At 43.2% G+C, this 24,069-nt stretch carries 20 protein-coding genes and 1 tRNA gene; 16 read left to right on the top strand and 5 right to left on the bottom strand.

Annotated elements, in window-relative coordinates:
- Positions 1–2 precede the first annotated feature (2 nt).
- The 8 genes from M1F65_RS08500 to M1F65_RS08465 all read left to right on the top strand — a co-directional run bounded on the left by M1F65_RS08500 (position 3) and on the right by M1F65_RS08465 (position 11,110).
- Positions 3–76: transfer RNA gene (locus M1F65_RS08500), tRNA-Pro, on the top strand.
- Between the two features lie 176 nt (positions 77–252).
- Positions 253–4,644 (top strand): PolC-type DNA polymerase III, encoded by a 4,392-nt coding sequence (locus tag M1F65_RS08495; protein WP_247925797.1) that lies wholly within the window; start codon positions 253–255, stop codon positions 4,642–4,644.
- Positions 4,645–4,663: 19 nt separating this feature from the next.
- Positions 4,664–4,816 (top strand): hypothetical protein, encoded by a 153-nt coding sequence (locus M1F65_RS08490; protein ID WP_247925796.1) that lies wholly within the window; start codon positions 4,664–4,666, stop codon positions 4,814–4,816.
- A 21-nt stretch (positions 4,817–4,837) separates the two neighbouring features.
- Positions 4,838–6,079 carry an aminopeptidase gene (locus tag M1F65_RS08485; RefSeq protein ID WP_247925795.1) on the top strand — a complete coding sequence of 414 codons (1,242 nt, stop codon included), beginning with the start codon at positions 4,838–4,840 and terminating at the stop codon, positions 6,077–6,079.
- 9 nt (positions 6,080–6,088) lie between these two features.
- Positions 6,089–6,319, top strand: a complete 231-nt coding sequence (locus tag M1F65_RS08480; RefSeq protein ID WP_084856747.1) for a GlsB/YeaQ/YmgE family stress response membrane protein — start codon at positions 6,089–6,091, stop codon at positions 6,317–6,319.
- 223 nt (positions 6,320–6,542) lie between these two features.
- Positions 6,543–7,265, top strand: a complete 723-nt coding sequence (locus M1F65_RS08475) for a pseudouridine synthase (RefSeq protein WP_247925794.1) — start codon at positions 6,543–6,545, stop codon at positions 7,263–7,265.
- A gap of 111 nt (positions 7,266–7,376) precedes the next feature.
- Positions 7,377–8,711 carry a C1 family peptidase gene (pepC, locus tag M1F65_RS08470; protein WP_247925793.1) on the top strand — a complete coding sequence of 445 codons (1,335 nt, stop codon included), beginning with the start codon at positions 7,377–7,379 and terminating at the stop codon, positions 8,709–8,711.
- Between the two features lie 170 nt (positions 8,712–8,881).
- Positions 8,882–11,110 (top strand): HAD-IC family P-type ATPase, encoded by a 2,229-nt coding sequence (locus tag M1F65_RS08465; protein ID WP_247925792.1) that lies wholly within the window; start codon positions 8,882–8,884, stop codon positions 11,108–11,110.
- A 59-nt stretch (positions 11,111–11,169) separates the two neighbouring features.
- On the opposite strand, the gene M1F65_RS08460 is transcribed toward M1F65_RS08465, so the two are convergent.
- From M1F65_RS08460 to M1F65_RS08445, 4 genes are all read right to left on the bottom strand, one after another.
- Positions 11,170–12,081: a PTS system mannose/fructose/sorbose family transporter subunit IID gene (locus tag M1F65_RS08460; protein WP_000818313.1), complete on the bottom strand. Its 912-nt coding sequence runs from the start codon at positions 12,079–12,081 to the stop codon at positions 11,170–11,172.
- Positions 12,082–12,095: 14 nt separating this feature from the next.
- A complete protein-coding gene (locus M1F65_RS08455; protein ID WP_001280317.1) occupies positions 12,096–12,908 on the bottom strand; it encodes a PTS mannose/fructose/sorbose transporter subunit IIC in 813 nt (270 codons plus the stop codon).
- Between the two features lie 75 nt (positions 12,909–12,983).
- Positions 12,984–13,973, bottom strand: coding sequence for a PTS sugar transporter subunit IIB (locus tag M1F65_RS08450; protein WP_049500953.1), 990 nt, complete (start codon positions 13,971–13,973; stop codon positions 12,984–12,986).
- 282 nt (positions 13,974–14,255) lie between these two features.
- Positions 14,256–15,068, bottom strand: a complete 813-nt coding sequence (locus M1F65_RS08445) for a Cof-type HAD-IIB family hydrolase (RefSeq protein ID WP_084877533.1) — start codon at positions 15,066–15,068, stop codon at positions 14,256–14,258.
- A gap of 187 nt (positions 15,069–15,255) precedes the next feature.
- Here M1F65_RS08445 and M1F65_RS08440 point away from each other — a divergent pair, with 187 nt between their 5' ends.
- From M1F65_RS08440 to M1F65_RS08410, 7 genes are all read left to right on the top strand, one after another.
- On the top strand, positions 15,256–16,674 hold the full coding sequence (locus tag M1F65_RS08440) for an NCS2 family permease (protein WP_000359241.1): 1,419 nt from the start codon (positions 15,256–15,258) through the stop codon (positions 16,672–16,674).
- Between the two features lie 54 nt (positions 16,675–16,728).
- Complete coding sequence (locus M1F65_RS08435; protein ID WP_217971094.1) at positions 16,729–17,436, top strand: CPBP family intramembrane glutamic endopeptidase; 708 nt, start codon at positions 16,729–16,731, stop codon at positions 17,434–17,436.
- A gap of 75 nt (positions 17,437–17,511) precedes the next feature.
- On the top strand, positions 17,512–18,486 hold the full coding sequence (gene folP / locus M1F65_RS08430; RefSeq protein ID WP_217971093.1) for a dihydropteroate synthase: 975 nt from the start codon (positions 17,512–17,514) through the stop codon (positions 18,484–18,486).
- A 1-nt stretch (position 18,487) separates the two neighbouring features.
- Positions 18,488–19,810, top strand: coding sequence for a bifunctional folylpolyglutamate synthase/dihydrofolate synthase (locus M1F65_RS08425; RefSeq protein WP_247925791.1), 1,323 nt, complete (start codon positions 18,488–18,490; stop codon positions 19,808–19,810).
- Positions 19,791–20,345 (top strand): GTP cyclohydrolase I FolE, encoded by a 555-nt coding sequence (gene folE / locus M1F65_RS08420; RefSeq protein ID WP_000380914.1) that lies wholly within the window; start codon positions 19,791–19,793, stop codon positions 20,343–20,345. The genes M1F65_RS08425 and folE overlap by 20 nt, the downstream gene beginning before the upstream one ends.
- Before the next feature lie 41 nt (positions 20,346–20,386).
- Positions 20,387–21,208 carry a 2-amino-4-hydroxy-6-hydroxymethyldihydropteridine diphosphokinase gene (gene folK, locus M1F65_RS08415; protein ID WP_084856755.1) on the top strand — a complete coding sequence of 274 codons (822 nt, stop codon included), beginning with the start codon at positions 20,387–20,389 and terminating at the stop codon, positions 21,206–21,208.
- Positions 21,201–22,484, top strand: coding sequence for a DUF308 domain-containing protein (locus M1F65_RS08410; protein ID WP_247925790.1), 1,284 nt, complete (start codon positions 21,201–21,203; stop codon positions 22,482–22,484). The genes folK and M1F65_RS08410 overlap by 8 nt, the downstream gene beginning before the upstream one ends.
- A 50-nt stretch (positions 22,485–22,534) precedes the next feature.
- Here M1F65_RS08410 and M1F65_RS08405 read toward each other — a convergent pair whose 3' ends face one another.
- Positions 22,535–22,852 carry a DUF960 domain-containing protein gene (locus M1F65_RS08405; RefSeq protein WP_000886045.1) on the bottom strand — a complete coding sequence of 106 codons (318 nt, stop codon included), beginning with the start codon at positions 22,850–22,852 and terminating at the stop codon, positions 22,535–22,537.
- Between the two features lie 204 nt (positions 22,853–23,056).
- On the opposite strand from M1F65_RS08405, the gene ccpA reads away from it, so the two are divergent.
- The gene (gene ccpA, locus M1F65_RS08400; RefSeq protein ID WP_247925789.1) at positions 23,057–24,067 is read left to right on the top strand and encodes a catabolite control protein A; all 1,011 of its coding nucleotides are present in this window, start codon (positions 23,057–23,059) and stop codon (positions 24,065–24,067) included.
- The last annotated feature ends 2 nt before the right edge of the window (positions 24,068–24,069 follow it).

Here is a 24,069-nt window from a genome sequence, read left to right as displayed (position 1 = left end):
CGCGGGAAGTAGCTCAGCTTGGTAGAGTACTTGGTTTGGGACCAAGGTGTCGCAGGTTCGAATCCTGTCTTCCCGATCGATTACGAGGATACTTTAGGGTATCTTTTTTTTATTTACTAAGGAGATTCTGAGAGTCTTCTTTTTTGTTTACGGAATAAATTTGTGTAAACTAGCAGTGCTTAAGGAATGGTACTAGTCATATATTTTCTTTAATTATGGTAAAATAGTAAGAGAATAATGTGAGGAAAATGAATGTCAAGTAAGTTTGAAATTTTAATGAATCAACTAGGAATCTCTGATCATTTAAAGCAGGATCCTGCTCTTGTTGATGCCAGAATTGAGCGTGTTGTGGTTCATAAAATTAGTAAGATTTGGGAATTTCATTTTGTATTTTCTAATATTTTACCGATTGAAATCTTTTTAGAGTTAAAGAAAGGGCTTGGTGAAGAATTTTCTAAGACAGGGAATCGAGCTGTTTTCGAAATCAAGGTTCTCTCTCTAGAATTTTCAAATGAACTCTTACAAGCCTACTATAGAGAGGCTTTTTCTGAAGGTCCGTGTGCAAGTCAAGGGTTTAAATCTCTTTACCAGAACTTGCAAGTTCGTGCGGAGGGAAATCAACTCATTATTGAAGGTTCAGAGGCGATTGATAAGGAGCACTTTAAGAAGAATCATCTTCCTAATTTGGCAAAGCAACTCGAAAAGTTTGGTTTTCCAGCTTTTGTATGTCAAATAGAAAAGAATGATGCTCTTACACAAGAGCAGGAGGAAGCCTTCCATACCGAGAATGAACAAATCGTTCAGGCTGCCAATGAGGAAGCGCTCCGGGCTATGGAGCAACTGGAACAAATGGCTCCTCCTCCAGTAGAAGAGAAGCCAGCCTTTGATTTTCACGCTAAAAAGGCTGCGGTCAAGCCTAAACTAGATAAGGCTGAAGTTACCCAGATGATCGACGTGACGACTGAGGAAAATCGCCTGGTCTTTGAAGGGGTCGTTTTTGATGTGGAGCATAAGGTGACCAGAACTGGTCGCGTTTTGATCAATTTTAAAATGACGGATTACACTTCAAGTTTTTCAATGCAAAAATGGGTTAAGAATGAGGAAGAGGCTCAGAAGTTTGACATCATTAAGAAGAATTCTTGGCTCCGAGTTCGTGGGAATGTGGAGATGAATAACTTCACACGTGATTTGACCATGAACGTCCAGGATGTGCAGGAAGTTGTTCACTATGAGCGGAAGGATTTGATGCCAGAAGGTGAGCGTCGGGTTGAGTTTCATGCTCATACCAACATGTCGACCATGGATGCTTTACCAGAGGTAGAGGAGATCGTTGCGACAGCTGCTAAGTGGGGACACAAGGCGGTTGCCATCACGGACCATGGAAATGTTCAATCTTTCCCACACGGCTATAAGGCGGCCAAGAAAGCTGGAATCCAGCTGATCTATGGAATGGAAGCCAATATTGTGGAGGACCGTGTCCCTATCGTTTACAACGAAGTGGAGATGGACTTGTCAGAAGCGACCTATGTGGTTTTTGATGTGGAAACGACGGGGCTTTCAGCCATCTATAATGACCTGATTCAGGTTGCGGCCTCTAAGATGTATAAGGGAAATGTTATTGCCGAATTTGATGAATTTATCAATCCTGGGCATCCCTTATCAGCCTTTACTACTGAATTAACAGGTATTACAGACGATCATGTCAAAAATGCCAAACCACTGGAACAAGTTTTGCAAGAATTCCAAGAATTTTGCAAGGATACAGTCTTAGTTGCTCACAATGCTACCTTTGACGTTGGCTTTATGAATGCCAACTATGAGCGTCATGGTCTGCCTAAGATTAGCCAGCCAGTTATCGATACGCTGGAGTTTGCTAGAAACCTCTATCCTGAGTATAAACGTCATGGTTTGGGGCCTTTGACCAAGCGTTTTGGTGTGGCACTTGAACACCACCACATGGCTAATTACGATGCGGAAGCTACTGGTCGTCTGCTTTTCATCTTTATCAAAGAGGTAGCAGAAAAACATGGTGTGACTAACTTGGCTAGACTCAACATTGATCTAATCAGTCCAGATTCTTATAAAAAAGCTCGGATCAAGCATGCGACTATTTATGTCAAGAATCAGGTAGGTCTAAAAAATATCTTTAAACTGGTTTCTTTGTCTAACACCAAGTATTTTGAAGGGGTGCCACGGATTCCGAGAACAGTTCTAGATGCCCATCGGGAAGGTTTGATTTTAGGGTCAGCCTGTTCAGAGGGTGAAGTTTTCGACGCAGTTGTTTCCCAAGGTGTGGATGCGGCGGTTGAGGTGGCCAAGTATTATGACTTTATCGAGGTTATGCCACCGGCTATCTATGCTCCCTTGATTGCTAAGGAGCAGGTTAAGGATATGGAGGAGCTCCAGACTATTATCAAGAGTTTGATAGAGGTTGGGGACCGTCTTGGCAAGCCTGTTCTGGCTACGGGAAATGTCCATTATATCGAACCGGAAGAAGAGATTTACCGTGAAATTATCGTCCGTAGTTTGGGCCAGGGGGCTATGATTAATCGGACCATCGGTCATGGCGAACATGCCCAACCGGCTCCGCTACCTAAGGCTCATTTTCGAACGACTAATGAAATGTTGGATGAATTTGCCTTCTTGGGAGAGGAACTGGCACGCAAATTGGTTATTGAAAATACCAATGCCTTGGCAGATATCTTTGAACCCATTGAGGTTGTTAAGGGTGACTTGTATACGCCTTTCATCGACAAGGCGGAAGAAACGGTCGCTGAGCTGACCTATAAGAAAGCTTTTGAGATTTATGGAAATCCGCTGCCAGATATCGTTGATTTGCGGATTGAAAAAGAATTGACTTCTATTCTGGGGAATGGATTTGCCGTGATTTATCTGGCTTCCCAGATGTTGGTGCAACGTTCCAATGAACGAGGTTACTTGGTTGGTTCTCGTGGGTCTGTTGGTTCCAGTTTCGTTGCGACCATGATTGGGATTACAGAGGTCAATCCTCTCTCTCCTCACTATGTCTGTGGTCAGTGTCAGTACAGTGAGTTTATCACCGATGGTTCTTACGGTTCAGGTTTTGATATGCCAGATAAAGACTGTCCAAACTGTGGTCACAAACTCAGCAAAAATGGGCAGGATATTCCGTTCGAGACCTTCCTTGGTTTTGATGGAGACAAGGTTCCCGATATTGACTTGAACTTCTCGGGAGAAGACCAGCCTAGCGCCCACTTGGATGTGCGTGATATCTTTGGTGAGGAGTATGCCTTCCGTGCGGGAACTGTTGGTACAGTTGCTGCTAAGACTGCCTATGGATTTGTAAAGGGCTACGAGAGAGACTACGGGAAGTTTTATCGTGATGCAGAGGTGGAACGCCTTGCTCAAGGTGCAGCTGGTGTCAAGCGGACAACGGGACAACACCCAGGGGGAATCGTTGTTATTCCTAACTACATGGATGTCTACGACTTTACTCCTGTCCAGTATCCAGCGGATGACGTGACGGCTGAATGGCAAACCACCCACTTTAACTTCCACGATATCGATGAGAACGTCCTCAAACTCGATGTGCTGGGGCATGATGATCCGACCATGATTCGGAAATTACAGGACTTGTCTGGGATTGACCCTAATGAAATTCCTATGGATGATGAAGGTGTCATGGCCCTCTTTTCTGGGACTGATGTGCTAGGTGTGACTCCTGAACAAATCGGAACACCGACGGGTATGCTGGGGATTCCAGAATTTGGAACCAACTTTGTACGTGGGATGGTCGATGAAACGCATCCAACTACTTTTGCAGAGTTGCTTCAGCTGTCTGGACTGTCTCACGGTACGGATGTCTGGTTGGGAAATGCCCAGGATTTGATTAAGCAAGGAATTGCTGACCTATCAACCGTTATCGGATGTCGGGATGACATCATGGTTTACCTCATGCACGCGGGTCTAGAACCAAAGATGGCCTTTACCATCATGGAGCGCGTACGTAAGGGCTTGTGGTTGAAGATTTCCGAAGAAGAACGAAATGGCTATATCGAAGCCATGAAGGCCAATAAGGTGCCAGAGTGGTATATCGAATCCTGTGGGAAAATCAAGTATATGTTCCCTAAAGCTCATGCGGCAGCCTACGTTATGATGGCTCTTCGCGTAGCCTACTTCAAGGTTCACCATCCCATTTATTACTACTGTGCTTATTTCTCAATCCGTGCTAAGGCCTTTGATATCAAGACCATGGGAGTGGGTTTGGATGCCATCAAGCGCAGAATGGCAGAAATCGCTGAAAAACGGAAGAATAATGAAGCCTCTAATGTGGAGATTGACCTCTATACAACTCTTGAGATTGTTAATGAAATGTGGGAACGTGGCTTTAAGTTTGGCAAGTTAGACCTCTATCGTAGTGATGCGACTGAATTCATCATCGACGGAGATACCCTCATCCCACCATTTGTCGCAATGGATGGTCTTGGAGAGAACATTGCTAAGCAGTTGGTGCGTGCGCGTGAAGAGGGTGAGTTCCTCTCTAAGACAGAACTGCGTAAGCGTGGTGGACTTTCATCAACCTTGGTTGAAAAGATGGATGAAATGGGTATTCTCGGCAATATGCCAGAGGATAACCAGTTGAGTTTGTTTGATGAGTTTTTCTAAAATATAGAAAGAGATTTTTATGAAACTTACCATTTCCGCTCAGGATAAGCCAGCGCAGAAGGTGTTTGATTACCAGCTGGATCTTGACACTGATACGATTTTGAAAATGACCGCTTTGATTTGCGGCACTGTGGCAGCGGTTAGCCTGTTGTCCCTGTTTAAAGAGAAATAACAATAGAAAAGGAAAAATAAAATGGTTTTACCAAATTTTAAAGAAAATCTAGAAAAATATGCGAAATTATTGGTTGCGAACGGAATTAACGTGCAACCTGGTCACACCTTGGCTCTCTCTATCGATGTGGAGCAACGCGAGTTGGCTCATCTGATCGTGAAAGAAGCTTATGCCTTGGGTGCGCATGAGGTCATCGTTCAGTGGACAGATGATGTCATCAACCGTGAGAAATTCCTTCACGCGCCAATGGAGCGTTTGGACAATGTGCCAGAATACAAGATTGCTGAGATGAACTATCTCTTGGAGAACAAGGCTAGCCGTCTTGGAGTTCGCTCATCTGATCCAGGTGCCTTGAACGGAGTAGACGCTGACAAGCTTTCAGCTTCTGCCAAAGCGATGGGACTTGCTATGAAGCCAATGCGTATCGCAACTCAATCCAACAAGGTTAGCTGGACTGTAGCAGCCGCTGCTGGACTCGAGTGGGCTAAGAAAGTCTTCCCAAATGCAGCAAGCGACGAAGAAGCAGTCGATCTCCTTTGGGACCAAATCTTCAAAACTTGCCGTGTCTACGAAGAAGATCCCGTTAAGGCTTGGGAAGAACATGCAGCCATCCTCAAGAGCAAGGCAGAAATGCTCAATAAAGAACAATTCTCAGCCCTTCACTACACAGCGCCAGGAACAGATTTGACACTTGGTTTGCCGAAAAACCACGTTTGGGAATCAGCTGGTGCTATCAATGCACAGGGGGAAGGTTTCTTGCCAAATATGCCAACAGAAGAAGTCTTTACAGCTCCTGACTTCCGTCGTGCAGATGGTTATGTAACCTCTACAAAACCACTTAGCTACAATGGAAATATTATCGAAGGCATCAAAGTGACCTTTGAAAATGGTCAAATCGTTGATATCACAGCTGAGAAGGGTGACCAGGTTATGAAAGACCTTGTCTTTGAAAATGCGGGTGCGCGTGCCTTGGGTGAATGTGCTTTGGTACCAGATCCAAGTCCAATTTCTCAGTCAGGCATTACCTTCTTTAATACCCTTTTCGATGAAAATGCGTCAAACCACTTGGCTATCGGTGCTGCCTATGCGACCAGCGTTGTTGGTGGAGCAGAGATGAGCGAAGAAGATCTTGAAGTAGCAGGACTTAACCGTTCAGATGTTCACGTTGACTTTATGATTGGTTCTAGCCAAATGGATATCGATGGTATCCGTGAGGATGGAACACGCGTACCCCTCTTCCGCAATGGAGACTGGGCAATTTAAGGAGAAGTTATGCTTGGAAGTATGTTTGTTGGTCTCCTAGTGGGACTTTTGGCAGGTGCTTTGACCAATCGTGGAGAGAGCATGGGATGCTTTGGGAAAATGTTTCTCGGCTGGATTGGTGCCTTTCTGGGCCACTTGCTCTTTGGAACTTGGGGTCCAATTATAGCTGGAACGGCCATTATCCCAGCTATTTTAGGTGCTATGGTTGTCTTAGCTATTTTCTGGAGACGAGGAAGTTAATTTCTTAAATCTGATACTCAATGAAAATCAAAGAGTAAACTAGGAAACTAGCAGCAGGCTGCTCAAAGCACTGCTTTGCGGTTGTAGATAGAACTGACGAAGTCAGTAACATCTATACGGCAAGGCGACATTGACGCGGTTTGAAGAGATTTTTGAAGAGTATGAAACGAAAAGGAGGTTGGTCATTGAGCCAGCCTCCTTTTGAGTATGATATAATAGTTCTATGAGATTAGATAAATTTTTAGTTGCCTGTGCTGTGGGGAGTCGGACAGAAGTCAAAAACTTGCTCAAGGCTGGACGCGTGACAGTAAATGGTAAAAAAGAAAAGTCAGCTAAATTGCAGATTAATGAAGAAAGAGATGAAATTCGCTTTGATGGCCAAATGCTGGAGTACGAGGAGTTTGTCTACTACATGATGAACAAGCCCCAAGGAGTTATTTCAGCGACTGAGGATCCCAAGCACAGAACGGTTCTAGACTTGTTGGATGACTTGGCGCGGACCAAGGAAGTTTTCCCAGTAGGGCGCTTGGATATCGATACGCATGGTCTCCTACTTTTGACCAATGACGGCAAACTAGCCCATGCTCTTCTTTCACCTAAACGTCATGTGAATAAGACCTATCTGGCTCAGGTTGAGGGGATTATGAGCCAAGAAGATGTGGAGACATTTGCCAAGGGCATTCCGCTCAAGGACTTTACCTGCCAGCCAGCTAAACTGGAGCTTGTATCAGTAGATCCAGAAAAAAATCAAAGTCTGGTTCGTGTGACCATTGCTGAAGGGAAGTTTCATCAAGTCAAACGCATGGTAGCCTACTGTGGCAAGGAAGTGGTGGACCTACAACGTTTGACGATGGGAACTCTAGTCTTGGATGAGAACTTAGAACAAGGAGAATGGCGTCGCTTGACCAAGGAGGAGTTAGAAGTGCTCTTTGCAAGTATTGCTTAATTTGCTTTATATTAGAAAAAGGTGAGGGAGAATGTCCTTGCTTTTTTCGTTTTTCAGTTGCTTCCTTTGTGAAAAGAGTTATAATAGACAGTAGAATAAAAGGAGGAATCTATGAACGCGATTCAAGAATCATTTACAGATAAATTATTTGCCAACTATGAAGCAAATGTCAAATACCAAGCGATTGAAAATGCTGCCAGCCATAACGGAATTTTTGCAGCCCTAGAACGTCGCCAAAGCCATGTAAACAATACACCTGTTTTCTCATTGGATTTGACCAAGGACAAGGTTACTAACCAGAAAGCGTCTGGTCGTTGCTGGATGTTTGCAGCTCTCAACACCTTCCGCCACAAACTCATCTCTCAATACAAGCTAGAAAACTTTGAACTGTCACAAGCCCACACTTTCTTCTGGGACAAGTACGAGAAATCCAACTGGTTCTTGGAGCAAGTCATTGCAACTGCAGACCAAGAATTGACTAGCCGCAAGGTTAGCTTCCTACTCCAAACACCCCAACAAGACGGTGGTCAGTGGGATATGGTCGTTGCCCTCTTTGAGAAATACGGTGTCGTTCCCAAGTCAGTTTATCCTGAGTCTATCTCATCTAGCAATAGCCGTGAGCTCAATGCCATCCTCAACAAATTGCTTCGTCAAGATGCCCAAATCTTGCGTGACTTGCTCGCTTCTGGTGCAGACCAAGCGACTGTTCAAGCCAAGAAAGAAGACCTCTTGCAAGAAATCTTTAACTTCCTTGCTATGTCACTAGGGCTTCCACCACGTCAGTTTGACTTTGCTTATCGTGATAAGGATGATAACTACCAAAGCGAAAAGGGTATCACACCACAAGAATTTTATAAGAAATATGTTGACCTTCCTCTAGAAGATTATGTTTCGGTTATCAATGCTCCGACTGCTGACAAGCCTTACGGCAAATCTTATACAGTTGAGATGTTGGGGAATGTCGTTGGTAGCCGTGCAGTTCGCTATATCAACGTTCCAATGGAGCGCTTGAAAGAATTGGCGATTGCCCAAATGCAAACAGGAGAAACTGTTTGGTTTGGTTCAGATGTCGGTCAGCTCAGCAACCGCAAAGCTGGAATCCTTGCGACTGATGTTTATGACTTTGAATCAAGCATGGATATTCAACTCACTCAAGACAAGGCTGGACGTTTGGACTACAGTGAAAGTTTGATGACCCACGCCATGGTCTTGACAGGTGTGGACTTGGACGAAAATGGCAAGTCAACCAAGTGGAAAGTTGAAAACTCATGGGGAGACAAGGTCGGTGCAGATGGTTACTTTGTCGCCTCAGACGCTTGGATGGACGAATACACTTACCAAATCGTTGTTCGCAAAGAATTGCTGACATCAGAAGAACAAGCTGCTTATGAAGCAGAACCAATCGTACTTGCACCATGGGATCCAATGGGTGCCTTGGCAGAATAAAAGCATAGAAAAAAGAGGTTAGGGAAATCCTAGCCTCTTTTGTTTTTAAGTGCTTCTTAAAGTAGTGATAGATAATGCTTGCCAAGGGAATTCTTCTTATTTTGAGTCTTTAAGTGACAGAGAAAAAGATATGTGTTATTATAGTAGTACAAAAGGATATCGGAGTAGAAATGAAGTATTTAAGTAGCCAAGACATCAAGGATCGTCAACGAAATATCAGCGACATTAAACCTTATAAAACAACCAAGGAAATTGTCGTTTCAAATATCTTTACCTTTTTTAATGCTATGAACTTGGCTCTGGCAGTTCTGGTAGCCACAACCTTGCGATTTGAAAATATGCTCTTTTTAGGCGTGATTGCTATCAATACAGCCATCGGGATTTTCCAAGAAGTGCGTTCAAAAAATGCCTTAGAAAAGCTGAGTTTGCTTGGTAAAAGTAAGTATAGAGTCAATCGAGATGGTCAAACAATCGAGATTGATCCAGAGGACATCGTTCTGGGTGAGTATCTGCATCTCAATCTGGGGGATCAGGTGCCTGTCGATGCAGAAGTTCTTGAAGGGAATATTGAAGTTGATGAGTCCTTGCTGACGGGTGAGAGTGATTCGGTCTTTAAAACAGTTGGTGACAAGCTGATGAGCGGAAGCAATGTTGTCAGCGGTACTTGTCTGGTCACGGCGACGGCTGTGGGTCCCGATAGTTATATCAACAAGCTCGCAAAATCCAGCAAGGAATTTAAAAAATACCCTTCTCAACTGCGCGATTATATGGATAAGATTTTAAAAATCGTTTCTATCTTGCTGGTGCCAGTTGCCATTCTGCTCTATGTCAGAGGTTTTAGTCTAGGACGGTCTTATGTTGAAATTGTCTTGGGAAGTTCAGGTGCCTTGGTCGGCATGATTCCAGAGGGCTTGATTCTCTTGGTTAGCGTCTCCCTAGCGGTAGCAGCCATGAAGTTGGCTAAAAAGAAGGTTCTGGTACAGGAGCTATACTGTGTAGAGACCTTGGCGCGAGTAGATGTTCTTTGTTTTGATAAGACGGGAACTATCACGACGGGGAATATGAAGGTCCAAGAAATGGATGCTAATGTAGCAGAGAAACTATCTTCTTATTTGGCTTATTTCGAGGATGAAAATGCAACTTCCCGAGCTCTGAAGACTTACTTAACCTGTGAGAAAAAGTGGGAAGTTCAAGAAGTCGGTGCATTTTCAAGCAAAAACAAGTATTCCTTTGTCCAAGTAAAAGAGGGTGGGACCTATTTCTTCGGAGCCTATGAGTTTCTAGACTTTACCCAGCCGATGGATGCCTACTATGAGCATCTGAAACAGCAAGGTTTTCGAATCTTGTCCCTTGCCCATAGTAAGGACCACATCACGAGTCCAGCCAATATGGAACTACTGGGGCACGTCGTTTTGTCAGATGAGATTAAGGACAATACCAAGGAAACCTTTGACTATTTCGAATCTCAAGGTGTTGAAGTGAAGATTATCAGTGGTGATAATCATGTGGCTGTATATGGGGTGGCTCGTAAGGCAGGTTTTAAGGAAGAAGCCCGTGCGATTGATATGACCAAGGTGAGTGAAGAAGATTTTGAAAGAGTGGTCTTGGAACACGAAATCTTTGGACGTGTGACACCTGAACAGAAGCAAAAGATGGTATCTATTTTGCAAAATGCTGGTAAAACAGTTGCCATGAGTGGTGACGGGGTCAATGATGTTCTAGCTCTTAAGAAAGCAGATATTAGTTTTGCCATGAAGGGAGCAACGAGTGCAGCCAAAAGTGTATCCAATATTGTTTTTCTCACTGATGATTTTGCAGTATTTTATGATATCTTGATGGAAGGACGCCGTGTCATCAATAACATCCAAAAGGTAGCCTCTCTCTTTCTGACAAAGACCTTCTTCTCCATCGTGTTTGCCATTTTGAGTGTGGTATTTGGTTTGGAATTCGCCTTTATCCCTATTCAGTTTACAATCATTTCAGCTATTACGATTGGGATTCCATCCTTCTTCCTAACTTTTGAGTCGAATAAAGAAAAGGTCAGCACACATTTTATGCGAGATATTTTGACCAATGCTGCGATTGGTGGTGGCATTCTAGTCGCTAGTGTACTCTTGACGAACTTCTTTATCACTGTCCCAGGTCAGGTCAAATTCATTTGCTTCCTACTTGCCCTGATCAATGGTCTGTGTCTAGTTGCCAAGGTCAGCTTGCCTTTTAATCGATACAAGATGCTTTTGCTCACGTTTTTGAGCCTTGCAGCCCTTGTTGGTGTACTTGCCAATACTTTTATCCTACAGGGAGCTTTTGTGCCTTTAGAAGCCAAACAGCTACTCTATGTTGCCATACTAGCAGTGGTGATTGGGTGCTTTCATTATCTTACTAGGAGAAAAAGTTGATACATAAAAAGAATCAGGTTTAATCCTGATTCTTTTTTGTTTATATATTCTCACCGAGATTACATGATACCGAAGAAACGAGCTGCGATACCAACTGCAAAGAGGGCAAGGATGATTGTGATTGGAGATACTTTTTTCTTAAGCAACCACATGCAAAGGAAAGTAAGGAGAAGTCCCATCAATCCTGGAATCAATGAGTCCAACTGACCTTGAAGCGTTTGTGGTTGAACTCTATCTAGGCTCATACCACTAAGCGCTTGACCAAGAATGCCCTTCAACTCAGCTCCTGTAACAGGACCTTCTGGGAAGTTGATGTAGGCACCTTCTGACAATTGTTTGCCTGGAAGGTTGATAGTGAAGTTGATGGATACCCAACGTTGTACAAGAACGGCAAGGATGAACATACCAAGGATAGAAGCACCTTTAGTGATGTCTTTCAAGATACCACCAGACATGTCTTTAGTAATCTCAGATCCAGCTTTGTAACCGAACTCTTGTGTATACCATAGGAAGGCCATACGGATAGCATTCCATCCAAAGAAGAAGAGAAGGGGACCAACAATGTTACCAGATGCAGCAAGTGATGCACCAAGGGCTCCAAGGATAGGACGAACTGTAAACCAGAATACTGGGTCACCGATACCAGCAAGAGGTCCCATCATACCGATTTTAACCCCTTGGATAGCCGCGTCATCGATTTCTACACCGTTAGCGCGCTCTTCTTCAAGTGCAAGAGTAACCCCCATGATAGGAGCAGCTACGTATGGGTGAGTGTTGAAGAACTCAAGGTGACGCTCAAGAGCAGCCGCTTGGTCTTCTTTTTTAGTGTATAATTTTTTGATAGCTGGGATTAATGAGTAGGCCCAACCCAAGTTTTGCATACGTTCGTAGTTCCAAGAACCTTGAAGGAATTGTGAACGCCACCAAACTTTTTGACGATCTGATTTTGATAATTGAATTTTTTCAGCCATGATTGTTCCCCTTTCTAGTAGTCTTCTAGGATATCACCGATTGGGTCGTTAGAAGTCGCAGCTCCGCCGCCACCGTTTCCACCTTGTTTTGTAAGGTTAAGGTAGATGAAGGCAAGGGCAACACCGATGACACCAAGGGCAATCAAAGTCAATTGAGAGATAGCTGCAAGAGCAAAACCGATAGCGAAGAATGGCCATACTTCACGAGTTGCCATCATGTTGATAACCATAGCGTAACCAACGGCAACGACCATAGCACCACCGACAGCCATACCACCGTTCAACCAGTCTGGCATCAAACCAAGAGCGTCTTGAACAGCAGAAGCTGGGATAGCGATAAGGAAGGCAGCAGGGATTGCAATACGAAGACCTTGAAGAAGAAGTGCAACAAAGTGAGCACGCTCAACAGCTGCAATGTTTCCGTCTTTAGCAGCAGCATCAGCTGAGTGAACTAAGGCAACTGAGATTGTACGAACAATCATTGTCAAGAAAAGTCCAGCTACAGCAAGAGGGATAGCTGTTGCCGTTGCAACGGCGATACCATCAGTAGTAAAGTTACCACCTTTGATCAAGATGATTGCTGCAGCAACAGATGCAAGAGCAGCGTCAGGAGCTACGGCAGCTCCGATGTTTGCCCAACCAAGGGCGATCATTTGAAGAGATCCACCAAGCATAACCCCTGCTTCGAGGTTACCAGTTGCAAGTCCGATAAGGGTACATGCGACGATTGGTTGATGGAATTGGAATTGGTCGAGGATACCTTCAAGACCTGCAAGGAAGGCAACAACTACAACCAAGATAGCAGAAATGATTGAAATATCTGACATGGTTTTATTCCTTTTCTATTTAGTTTTAATAAAGTATTTAATCCTGTTTTCAAAAATGATAGAAACAGATTAACATTATTGAACGTTTGCTTTCTTAATCAAGTCAAACAAATCTTTTTTCGTGTCGTTTGGTACTTTACGTACATCAAATTCAACACCGAGGTCACGCATTTTTTCAAAGGTTGCAACGTCTTCTTTGTCCATAGACAAAACGTTGTTAATCATTGTCTTACCTGTTGAGTGAGCCATAGAACCAACGTTAAGGGTCTTGATTGGCACGCCACCTTCGATAGCACGAAGTGCATCTTGTGGAGTTTCAAACAAGATAAGGGCATGAGTTTCTCCGAAACGTGGGTCTTTTGCAACGTCGATCAATTTCTGGATTGGGACAACGTTGGCTTTTACTCCATTAGGAGCTGCTTGTTTGATCAATTCTTTACGCAACTCGTCGTTTGCAACGTTGTCTGAAGCAACGATGATACGATCTGCTTTTGAATCTGGAGTCCAAGCAGTGGCAACCTGACCGTGAAGGAGACGAGTGTCTAGACGAGCAAGGTTGATTTTCAGTTTACCGTCACCGATAACTGTTCCTTCTGGAATAGCAGCTTGTGAAACTGGAGCAGCTGCAGCAGTTGCAACTTCCTCAACTGGGTTAAGCTCTTCTGGAAGAGCCTTGATGCCATCTTTGGCTTCTTTAATGATATTCGCAGCGACTTTATCCACACCTGCATTCGCGTCCATAAGGCGCTCTGTGTAGGCTTGGATCAACATCGGCAAGTTCAGTCCTGTGATGATGGCAAACTTACGTTCTGGATTTTCTCCCATTACGCGGCTAGCTTGGTTGAATGGAGATCCACTCCAAAGGTCAGCCAATACTAGAACCTCATCTTCTGCGTCAAATGCAGCCACAGCGTTGTTGAATTTAGCGTAAAGGTCATCTGGACCTTCATTTGGCATAAAGGTTACAACTTGAACCTTTTCTTGTTCACCAAAGATCATAGATCCTGACTGATGAATACCCGCAGCAAATTCGCCGTGGCTCGCAATAATGATTCCGATACTCATTATTGTCATTCCTCCTTATAAAATGTTTGACTATATGTTTAAGAAAACTTTAAGCCTAACTTTAAGTATAAACCGTTTTCATATAAAAATCAACTACTTTTTCTAAAAAGATGTAAAAGTTTTCATAGAATGACTTTTTAAAAATATTAATATATCAATGTTTTTGAGAGATAAATGAAAATGGTAATGGAAAATTTAATATAAAAATACAGAAAATAAGTCGCTTTTGTGAAAACAAAATGAAAACAAAAAGGAAAGATTGCGACCATGCAATCTTCCCTTTTATAGGAATAAATTTTGTAAAGCGTAGGCAACTCCATCTTCTTCGTTGGTCAGAGGAAGTTGTTCGTCTGCATATGGAAGAAGAGCAGGATTGGCGTTTTTCATAGCATATCCCTTGCTTGCAAATGCCAACATTTCAGTGTCATTATGCTCATCACCAAAGGCGATTAAGTCTTTTTTATCACGATTCATCACATTGAGCAAGTACTCTAGAGCAAAGGCCTTGTTTACACCCTTGGGAGTACACTCGAGGATGTTGAGGGGACCGCCCCATGTATTGATAGCTAGTTGGTGCTGATAAAAACGATTCATTTCGTCCGCTAAAGCGTATTTGTCTTCAGCCCTTGTTTGCAAGAGGATGCAGTTGGGATCTTTGGTTACTCGTTCAGGTTTGAATTGATTTTCTGGCCGGAAGTTCTCTACGCCAAATAGTTTAGGATCTGCAATTTCTTCATTCGGAGTCGTGATATAGAATTTTTTTCGATATTCTCCTGCAATAAAGTCGGCCTGGATGTCCTCCGTGCGCTTGACCATGTCTAGGAGGTATTTTTTGTCCAAGGTCAAGCACTTTTCATGCGCCCAAGCCTGTCCTGGTAGATGGGTAAGGGAACCATTAAAGTTAATCATGGGAGTATGCAATTCTAGCTCACGATAGAAGTCTTTTGCCATACGATACGGACGGCCTGTCGTGATGATGACATGGTGTCCTTTTTCTGAAATTTTTTTGATCGTCTCTTTGGTGAAATCGGAGAGCTTGCTTTCATTATTTAGCAGGGTTCCGTCCAAATCGACTGCGATAATTTTTTTAGTCATATAAACCTTCCTAGTCGTTTCCAGATAAGATGTCTACTATTATATCAAAAAGAAGGAAGAAAAGCAGACAAGAACAAAAACTACAGTTGCTTTGATTTATTAAATAAATCAAACAAACATATTGAAAAGGTGAATGATAAATGATATAATACTAATATTGTTCGTAAAAAACAAAAGGAGATTAAAGATGGACAAACTATTTAAACTAAAAGAGCACGGGACAGATGTCCGTACAGAGGTGCTTGCTGGTTTAACAACATTCTTTGCAATGAGTTATATTCTCTTTGTAAACCCTCAAATGCTTTCCCAAACGGGTATGCCTGTTCAAGGTGTGTTCTTGGCAACGATTATCGGTTCTGTAGTCGGTACTTTGATGATGGCTTTCTATGCTAATTTGCCATACGCACAAGCACCAGGTATGGGACTAAATGCCTTCTTCACATTTACAGTTGTATTTGGGATGGGCTATACTTGGAAAGAAGCTCTTGGTATGGTCTTCATTTGTGGAATTATTTCACTGATTATTACCTTGACAAATGTTCGTAAAATGATCATCGAATCTATTCCAACAACACTTCGCTCAGCTATTTCGGCTGGTATTGGTGTTTTCCTTGCCTATGTTGGGATTAAGAATGCCGGTCTCTTGAAATTCTCAATTGACCCAGGTACTTATACTGTAGCAGGTGAAGGAGCAGACAAGGCTCAAGCTGCACTTACTGCAAACTCCGCAGCTGTTCCAGGATTGGTAGACTTCAATACTCCAGCCGTATTGGTGGCTCTTGCAGGTCTGGCTATTACCATCTTCTTTGTTGTTAAAGGCATCAAGGGTGGAATCATTCTTTCTATTTTAACAACGACAGTCCTTGCCATTGCTGTTGGTGTTGTCAAATTATCAGGGATTGACTTTGCTAGCAACAATCTTTCAGCAGCGGTTAATGATTTAGGAACTTTGTTTGGTGCTGCTCTTGGTTCAGAAGGTTTAGGATCTTTGATTTCAAACACTTCACGTTTACCAGAAACCTTGATGGCTATTCTTGCCTTCTCACTAACGGATATTTTTGATACAATCGGTACTCTTATCGGTACTGGTGAAAAAGTTGGTATCGTTGCGACAAGTGGGGAAAACCATGAGTCCGCTAAATTGGACAAGGCTCTATACTCTGACTTGGTGGCAACTTCGGTAGGTGCCATTGCAGGTACTTCAAACGTCACAACCTATGTTGAGTCTGCGGCGGGTATCGGTGCTGGTGGACGTACTGGTTTGACAGCCCTAGTGGTTGCGATCTGTTTTGCTCTATCTAGCTTCTTTAGCCCACTTCTAGCGATTGTTCCGACAGCTGCAACAGCACCAATTTTGATCATCGTCGGAATCATGATGCTTTCTAACTTGAAAAATATCCCTTGGGATGATATGGCTGAAGCGGTTCCTGCCTTCTTCACTTCTATCTTTATGGGATTCAGCTACTCTATCACACAAGGGATTGCTGTTGGTTTCTTGACATACACCTTGACAAAAGTTGTCAAAGGTCAAGCCAAGGATGTGCACGTGATGATTTGGATTTTGGATGCCTTGTTTATCCTTAACTATATCAGTATGGCGCTATAAATGGTATAATAGAAAAAGGGGAGTCTCCCCTTTTTAATTATAAGGAGGTACATCATGAAAGATAAGACGGTTTGGCAAGAGGTTTTAAACAGAGGGAAATGGGTGCTCATCCTTTTGGTAGCTTTTGTTCTATCTCAATTTCCCATAGGACTTGCTTTGTTTTTAGCAAACAAACAGTTTCCGATTTTACAGTCAGGGCTCTTAGTTGGTGCCCTATCCATAGTCGTTTTGATTGTATTCATTATTGGTGCACGAAAAACACAACTTGCTACTTTTAATCTATCCTTTTTTAAGGCAAAAGACTTGGCTCGCTTGGTACTGAGTTATCTGGTGATTTTTGCGACAAATCTCTTGGGTTCACTCCTGCTTCGACTAACAAATGAGGCAACAACCAATAACCAATCAATACTGAATGGTATAGTTCAGAATAGCTCCTTGATTTCAACTTTTTTCCTGCTAGTCTTGATTGCACCAATTTGTGAAGAAATTTTGTGTCGTGGGATTATTCCAAAAAAGATCTTCCGCGGAAAAGAAAAACTTGGCTTTGTTGTTGGTGCAATTGTCTTTGCCTTGCTCCATATGCCAACCAATCTACCTTCTGTGATTATTTATGGAGGAATGTCAACGGTTTTGACTTGGACAGCCTATAAGACTGAGCGTTTGGAGATGTCCATTTTGCTTCATATGATTCTCAATGGTATTGCATTTTGTTTGTTGGCCTTATTGGTGTTGATTAGTAGAAATCTAGGTCTATCATTCTAAACCATTAGCCCGCTTGGAAAAGATGAACACTAGCGTGTTCATCTTTTTCTTTTTATGGTAAAATAGAAAGATAATATGGTGAAAAACCTTGAGGGAGTGACCGATATGTCCAATAAAGTCAACCACGAAAAAACAGCTATTTGCGGAATTATCAACGTAACCCCAGATTCTTTTTCGGATGGTGGGCAGTTTTTTGCTCTTGAGCAGGCGCTCCAGCAGGCTCGTAAATTGTTAGCAGAAGGAGCGAGCATGCTAGATATCGGTGGAGAATCGACTCGGCCGGGCAGTAGCTATGTTGAAATAGAAGAGGAAATCCAGCGTGTTGTTCCAGTGATTAAAGCTATCCGTGAGGAAAGTGATGTTCTCATTTCCATTGATACTTGGAAAAGTCAGGTGGCAGAGGCTGCTTTGGCTGCTGGTGCCAATCTGGTCAATGATATCACTGGTCTCATGGGAGATGAGAAAATGGCGGATGTGGTTGCGAAGGCTGGAGCAAATGTGGTTATCATGTTTAATCCAGTCATGGCTCGACCTCAGCACCCTAGTTCGCTCATTTTTCCGCATTTTGGCTTTGGACAAGCTTTTACAGAGGAAGAGTTAGCTGACTTTGAAAAAATGCCAATCGGAAACTTGATGGAGGCTTTCTTTGAACGAGCTCTAGCGAGAGCAGAGGAAGCTGGAGTTGCAAGAGAAAATATTCTGCTGGATCCAGGAATTGGCTTTGGTCTGACCAAGAAGGAAAATCTACTCCTTCTACGGGACTTGGATAAACTCCATAATAAGGGCTATCCAATCTTTCTTGGAGTTTCGCGCAAACGGTTTGTTATTAATATCCTTGAGGAGAATGGCTTCGAAGTCAATCCTGAGACGGAAGTCGGTTTCCGCAATCGGGACACAGCTTCGGCTCATGTAACCAGTATCGCTGCGAGACAGGGTGTGGAAGTGGTGCGCGTGCACGATGTAGCCAGTCACAGGATGGCGGTTGAAATTGCGTCAGCCATTCGTTTGGCAGATGATGCAGAAAATCTAGATTTAAAACAATATAAGTAAGATGAACGAAATTGAAAACAATCAGTGGATTGCCCACTACCGGACGGACCAACCGCATTTTGGTTTGGAGCGAATGGTGGAACTCCTAGCTCTGCGAGGCAATCCCCATCTCAAACTTAAGGTCATCCATATCGGGGGGACCAATGGCAAGGGGTCTACCATTGCTTTTTTGAAAAAGATGCTGGAAGACCTAGGGCTGAGAGTTGGGGTGTTCAACTCGCCCTATCTCATTCATTATACGGATCAGATTAGCATTAATGGGGAATCCATTCCCGAGGCTAGGCTAGAAGCCCTCATGGCAGACTATCAGTCTTTGCTTGAGAGGGAATCTGCTACCAATTTGCAGGGGACAACCGAATTTGAGATTATCACAGCTCTAGCTTATGATTACTTTGCCTCAGAGCAAGTAGATGTGGCTATCATGGAAGTCGGCATGGGTGGTCTTTTGGATAGTACTAATGTTTGCCAGCCAATTTTAACAGGAATTACGACTATTGGACTGGATCATGTGGCCCTACTTGGTGACACCTTGGAATCCATAGCAGAGCAGAAGGCTGGTATTATCAAACAAGGCATTCCATTAGTGACAGGTCATATTGTTCCTGAAGCCTTGGCTGTGATTGACTCCATTGCAGAAGATAAAAATGCATCGAGACTTGCCTATGGGAAAGATTATCAGGTCAGTCACCAAAAGAGTGTGGTGACAGGCGAAATCTTTGATTATACCAGTTCTGTCAGACAAGGTCGCTTTCAAACAGGCCTGCTTGGCTTGCACCAGATAGAAAATGCGGGGATGGCGCTTGCCCTCCTAGACACTTATTGCCAGGAGACTGGGCGAGAGTTAGCAAGTAATGACTTGGTTGCTCAAGCTTTGAAAGAGACCAGATGGCCAGGGCGTTTGGAGGTCGTGTTTAGCGACCCCTTGTTGCTTTTGGATGGGGCCCACAATCCTCATGCTATCAAGGCTTTATTAGCAACCTTGCAAGAACGCTTTGCGGATTATCATAAGGAAATCCTCTTTACGTGTATTAAAACCAAGGCTTTGGAGGATATGCTGGATTTGCTAGAAACGGTGCCGGATAGCCAGCTGACTCTGACTTATTTTGATGATAGTCGGGCGACGGATGAAAGCGTGTTGAAAGGGACAGCCAAGTCTAGAAATCTCAATTACCAAAGTTGGCAGGATTTTCTAGAGCAGAAATTGACAAATAAAAATGAAGCGAAACAAACAGTTAGGATTGTCACAGGTTCCTTGTATTTCTTGAGCCAAGTGAGAGCCTATCTGATGGAGAGGAAGAACGAGAATGGATACACAAAAGATTGAAGCAGCTGTAAAAATGATTATCGAGGCTGTTGGTGAGGACGCTAACCGCGAGGGCTTGCAGGAAACACCTGCTCGTGTAGCCCGTATGTACCAAGAGATTTTTTCAGGTCTTGGCCAAACTGCTGAGGAACACTTGTCAAAATCCTTTGAGATTATTGATGATAACATGGTGGTAGAAAAGGATATTTTTTTCCATACCATGTGTGAGCACCACTTCTTGCCATTTTATGGTAAAGCGCACATTGCCTATATTCCAGATGGCCGTGTGGCAGGCTTGTCCAAGCTAGCCCGTACGGTTGAAGTCTACTCTAAAAAACCACAAATTCAAGAACGGTTGAATATTGAAGTGGCTGATGCCTTGATGAACTACCTGGGTGCTAAAGGGGCCTTTGTTGTCATTGAGGCCGAGCATATGTGTATGAGCATGCGTGGTGTCAGAAAACCAGGTACTGCGACTTTGACAACAGTCGCTCGTGGTCTATTTGAAACAGATAAGGACCTAAGAGATCAGGCTTATCGTTTAATGGGACTATAAAAGAATCCGCTTTAAGCGGATTTTTCTAGAAAGGACTAGTTATGGATCAACTGCAGATTAAAGATTTGGAAATTTTTGCCTATCATGGTCTTTTCCCTAGTGAGAAAGAATTGGGGCAGAAGTTTGTTATTTCCGCAAGCTTATCCTATGATATGACCAAGGCGGCGACAGACTTGGATTTAACAGCCTCTGTCCATTACGGAGAACTGTGTCAGCAGTGGACGACTTGGTTTCAGGAAACCACTGAGGACTTGATTGAAACGGTAGCCTACAAACTAGTTGAACGTACCTTTGAGACCTATCCTCTTGTCCAAGAGATTGAGTTGGAACTAAAAAAACCTTGGGCTCCAGTGCATTTGCCATTGGATACCTGCTCGGTGACCATTCGCCGTCGTAAGCAGCGAGCCTTTATCGCCCTAGGAAGTAATATGGGAGACAAGAAAGCGAACTTGGAACAAGCTATTGATAAACTGCGGACTCGAGGTATCCATATTCTCAAAGAGTCCAGTGTCTTGGCGACGGAGCCTTGGGGTGGTGTGGAACAAGATAGCTTTGCCAATCAGGTGATTGAAGTAGAAACCTGGCTACCAGCACCAGTCTTGTTAGAAACATTATTAACCATTGAGTCAGAAATGGGACGGGTGAGAGAAGTGCATTGGGGGCCTCGTTTGATTGATTTGGACCTGCTCTTTGTGGAGGACCAGATCGTTTACACAGACGAGCTCATCTTGCCTCATCCTTATATAGCAGAACGCCTCTTTGTTCTTGAGCCGTTAGTGGAAATAGCTCCCCATTTTATCCATCCGATCCTAAAGCAACCAATTCGATACTTGGTTGACCAGTTGGAGCAAGGGAATGCCTAAACTTTCCGAGACCTATAGCAAGTGGAAGAGTATTGGGGAGGGACTACTTGCTATTGTTTTAGGGCTTCTCTTGATTCGTTTTGGACAAGTTATTCCGCGAATGGGGTACCAGTTGCTGATGGGCTACTTTTCCTTGTCAGCAGTTTGGCACTTGTTGACTCGCTGGTTTCAGGATAAAAAACGTCGGGAAAATATCTTTGTAACCTTGGCCAAGCTGGTGGTCGCGGCTCTGGTGTTTGACTCTATCATCTTGCAAGACCTTACCCTCTATCTCCTAGTCTTTGTCATTGCGAGCTACCAGCTGTTTACGGGTGGCATTAGTCTTGTGACCTGGTCTCTCTATCGAAAAAATGCTATTCATCCTCGGCTCCATCATCTCTTCGATGCTGTATGGATGATAGGATTTGGGATTTATAGCATCTCTCCTTTTCACGATGCAGCGAATTTTGAATTGCTCTTGCTTGGGTTTTACTTGCTCATGCTAGGGGCTAGTAGCCTTCGGGACGGTTTCTTTTTTGAAAGGATAGAAAAAAATCCCAAGCTAAAACGACGAATGCGAATGACCTTGCCGATCTTTGTGACGGCTCTGATTCCTATCAGCACCTTACGAAAATTAAATAAGTGGCTATCAAATCATGAAAGCCAAGAAGGGGAAGTTCATTCGGAAAGAAAAAACGACCAGACGGTCGATCTGGAAATTTTTATCCATACCTCAGAAACCTCCTTCTTCCTAGCCATGGGACATGTGGATATTTGTTATCAAGGGAAGGTTATTTCCTATGGTTCCTATGACCCCCACTCGGAGCGTTTATTTGGCATGGTTGGAGACGGTGTTTTGTTTAAGGCCAATCGGGAAAAATACATTGAACTCTGTAAGAGGGAAAGTCAGAAGACCTTGTTTGCTTATGGTCTGAGTTTGACGGACCAACAGAAAGCTGCTATCCAAGCTCGTTTAGAAGAAATAGAAGATTTGTTAATTCCTTGGGAGCCGAGCTCTCAATTGATGAAAAGAAGAGAGGGCGAGGTAAAGCATACCTACTCCTACCAACTGAAAGAGGAAGCAGATGCGACCCTCTATAAATTCAGCTCATCCGAGTTTAAGACCTACTTTGTTCTCAGTACCAATTGTGTCTTGCTGGCAGACTCTATCGTGGGAAAAGCTGGGACTGATATATTGAGTCCCCAAGGTTTCATTGTGCCAGGGACTTATCAGGATTATCTTGACTTAGAGTATACAAAACCAAACGGTCTAGTTGTCAGTCGATCCATTTATTAGAAAAAGAAAACTCTAGTTCCTCAGCAGTTTACGCCGAGAAGCTAGAGTTTTTAAAATAGGTCATTTTCTTCTGGAAGGAGGATGGTTTCTCTGCCGTCTAGGTCTAAAACAAGGACCCTAGGAGGGTAAAGCGGATCAAAAGGATGATTGAAATCAAAATCAATGCTAGTCGGAAGGTGCTGGCTAGAAAAATGGAAGGTGATGGTCCCCTTATTGTTGAGCAGTTGAAACTCAAGTTCTTCTTCTAATTCAAAGACATTTTTCAGGAAATGATCAATAATATACCATAAAGAGTCAATGACATCGTCAGGCAAGCTGGTCACGACACCAAAACTAGCGGAACGTCTCTGTGTATTTGTAAAAGCCATGTTTTCCTCCCCCTTTTATTTTCCTTATCATACAGCAAAATGTCTTAAAAATCAAGAAATCCTACTCGCTTTTTCAAAATGGGAATAAACTGTGAAATTTTTTCAAAGTTTCTCTAAAAAATACTTGAAAGTGTTTACAATAAGTGATAAAATGGAGTAAGTAGATGCGTGAAAGCGAAATTTTCATTATAGAAAGGAAACGGAATGAACACAGATGATACAGTAACGATTTATGACGTCGCCCGTGAAGCAGGAGTTTCGATGGCAACAGTTAGCCGTGTCGTTAATGGCAACAAGAATGTTAAAGAGAACACCCGAAAAAAAGTCCTAGAAGTGATTGATCGCTTGGACTATCGTCCAAATGCGGTAGCCCGTGGTTTAGCTAGCAAGAAAACAACGACAGTCGGAGTTGTGATTCCTAACATTACCAATGGTTATTTCTCAACACTTGCTAAGGGGATTGACGACATTGCTGAAATGTACAAGTATAACATTGTCCTTGCAAATAGTGATGAGGATGATGAAAAGGAAGTTTCAGTGGTCAACACTCTCTTTTCAAAACAAGTCGATGGGATTATCTTTATGGGCTATCACTTGACTGAAAAGATTCGTTCAGAGTTTTCTCGTTCACGGACACCGGTTGTTCTTGCTGGTACTGTGGATGTAGAACACCAACTTCCAAGTGTCAATATCGACTACAAACAAGCAACGATTGATGCCGTGAGCTATCTTCTCGAAGAAAACGAAAAGATTGCTTTTGTGAGTGGACCACTCGTCGATGATATCAATGGTAAGGTTCGTTTGATCGGTTACAAGGAAGCCCTGAAAAAAGCTGGACATTCTTATAGCGAGGGATTGGTCTTTGAATCAAAATACAGCTATGACGATGGTTATGCCTTGGCAGAACGCTTGATTTCATCACAAGCTACAGCCACAGTTGTAACAGGTGATGAATTGGCGGCAGGTGTGTTGAATGGTTTGGCTGACCATGGCGTATCTGTGCCGGAAGAGTTTGAAATCATTACGACAGATGACTCTCAGATTGCACGATTCACTCGTCCAAACTTGACTACTATTGCCCAACCTCTTTATGATCTAGGTGCTATCAGCATGCGTATGTTGACTAAGATTATGCATAAGGAAGAGTTGGAAGAACGTGAAGTTCTCTTACCTCATGGTTTGACAGAGCGCCGCTCTACACGAAAACGTAATTAGAA

This window comes from Streptococcus oralis, from assembly GCF_023109195.1.
Classification (GTDB): Bacteria; Bacillota; Bacilli; order Lactobacillales; family Streptococcaceae; genus Streptococcus; species Streptococcus oralis_BV.
The sequence above is the reverse complement of the archived record's forward strand: the minus strand, read 5'-3'. Positions and strand labels throughout refer to the sequence as shown.

Excerpts from the sequence above, each read along its gene's own strand:
- M1F65_RS08495 (WP_247925797.1), top strand. The coding sequence starts at position 253 with ATGTCAAGTAAGTTTGAAATTTTAATGAATCAACTAGGAATCTCTGAT.
- M1F65_RS08490 (WP_247925796.1), top strand. The coding sequence starts at position 4,664 with ATGAAACTTACCATTTCCGCTCAGGATAAGCCAGCGCAGAAGGTGTTT.
- M1F65_RS08485 (WP_247925795.1), top strand. The coding sequence starts at position 4,838 with ATGGTTTTACCAAATTTTAAAGAAAATCTAGAAAAATATGCGAAATTA.
- M1F65_RS08480 (WP_084856747.1), top strand. The coding sequence starts at position 6,089 with ATGCTTGGAAGTATGTTTGTTGGTCTCCTAGTGGGACTTTTGGCAGGT.
- M1F65_RS08475 (WP_247925794.1), top strand. The coding sequence starts at position 6,543 with ATGAGATTAGATAAATTTTTAGTTGCCTGTGCTGTGGGGAGTCGGACA.
- pepC (WP_247925793.1), top strand. The coding sequence starts at position 7,377 with ATGAACGCGATTCAAGAATCATTTACAGATAAATTATTTGCCAACTAT.
- M1F65_RS08465 (WP_247925792.1), top strand. The coding sequence starts at position 8,882 with ATGAAGTATTTAAGTAGCCAAGACATCAAGGATCGTCAACGAAATATC.
- M1F65_RS08460 (WP_000818313.1), bottom strand. The coding sequence starts at position 12,081 with ATGGCTGAAAAAATTCAATTATCAAAATCAGATCGTCAAAAAGTTTGG.
- M1F65_RS08455 (WP_001280317.1), bottom strand. The coding sequence starts at position 12,908 with ATGTCAGATATTTCAATCATTTCTGCTATCTTGGTTGTAGTTGTTGCC.
- M1F65_RS08450 (WP_049500953.1), bottom strand. The coding sequence starts at position 13,973 with ATGAGTATCGGAATCATTATTGCGAGCCACGGCGAATTTGCTGCGGGT.
- M1F65_RS08445 (WP_084877533.1), bottom strand. The coding sequence starts at position 15,068 with ATGACTAAAAAAATTATCGCAGTCGATTTGGACGGAACCCTGCTAAAT.
- M1F65_RS08440 (WP_000359241.1), top strand. The coding sequence starts at position 15,256 with ATGGACAAACTATTTAAACTAAAAGAGCACGGGACAGATGTCCGTACA.
- M1F65_RS08435 (WP_217971094.1), top strand. The coding sequence starts at position 16,729 with ATGAAAGATAAGACGGTTTGGCAAGAGGTTTTAAACAGAGGGAAATGG.
- folP (WP_217971093.1), top strand. The coding sequence starts at position 17,512 with ATGGTGAAAAACCTTGAGGGAGTGACCGATATGTCCAATAAAGTCAAC.
- M1F65_RS08425 (WP_247925791.1), top strand. The coding sequence starts at position 18,488 with ATGAACGAAATTGAAAACAATCAGTGGATTGCCCACTACCGGACGGAC.
- folE (WP_000380914.1), top strand. The coding sequence starts at position 19,791 with ATGGATACACAAAAGATTGAAGCAGCTGTAAAAATGATTATCGAGGCT.
- folK (WP_084856755.1), top strand. The coding sequence starts at position 20,387 with ATGGATCAACTGCAGATTAAAGATTTGGAAATTTTTGCCTATCATGGT.
- M1F65_RS08410 (WP_247925790.1), top strand. The coding sequence starts at position 21,201 with ATGCCTAAACTTTCCGAGACCTATAGCAAGTGGAAGAGTATTGGGGAG.
- M1F65_RS08405 (WP_000886045.1), bottom strand. The coding sequence starts at position 22,852 with ATGGCTTTTACAAATACACAGAGACGTTCCGCTAGTTTTGGTGTCGTG.
- ccpA (WP_247925789.1), top strand. The coding sequence starts at position 23,057 with ATGAACACAGATGATACAGTAACGATTTATGACGTCGCCCGTGAAGCA.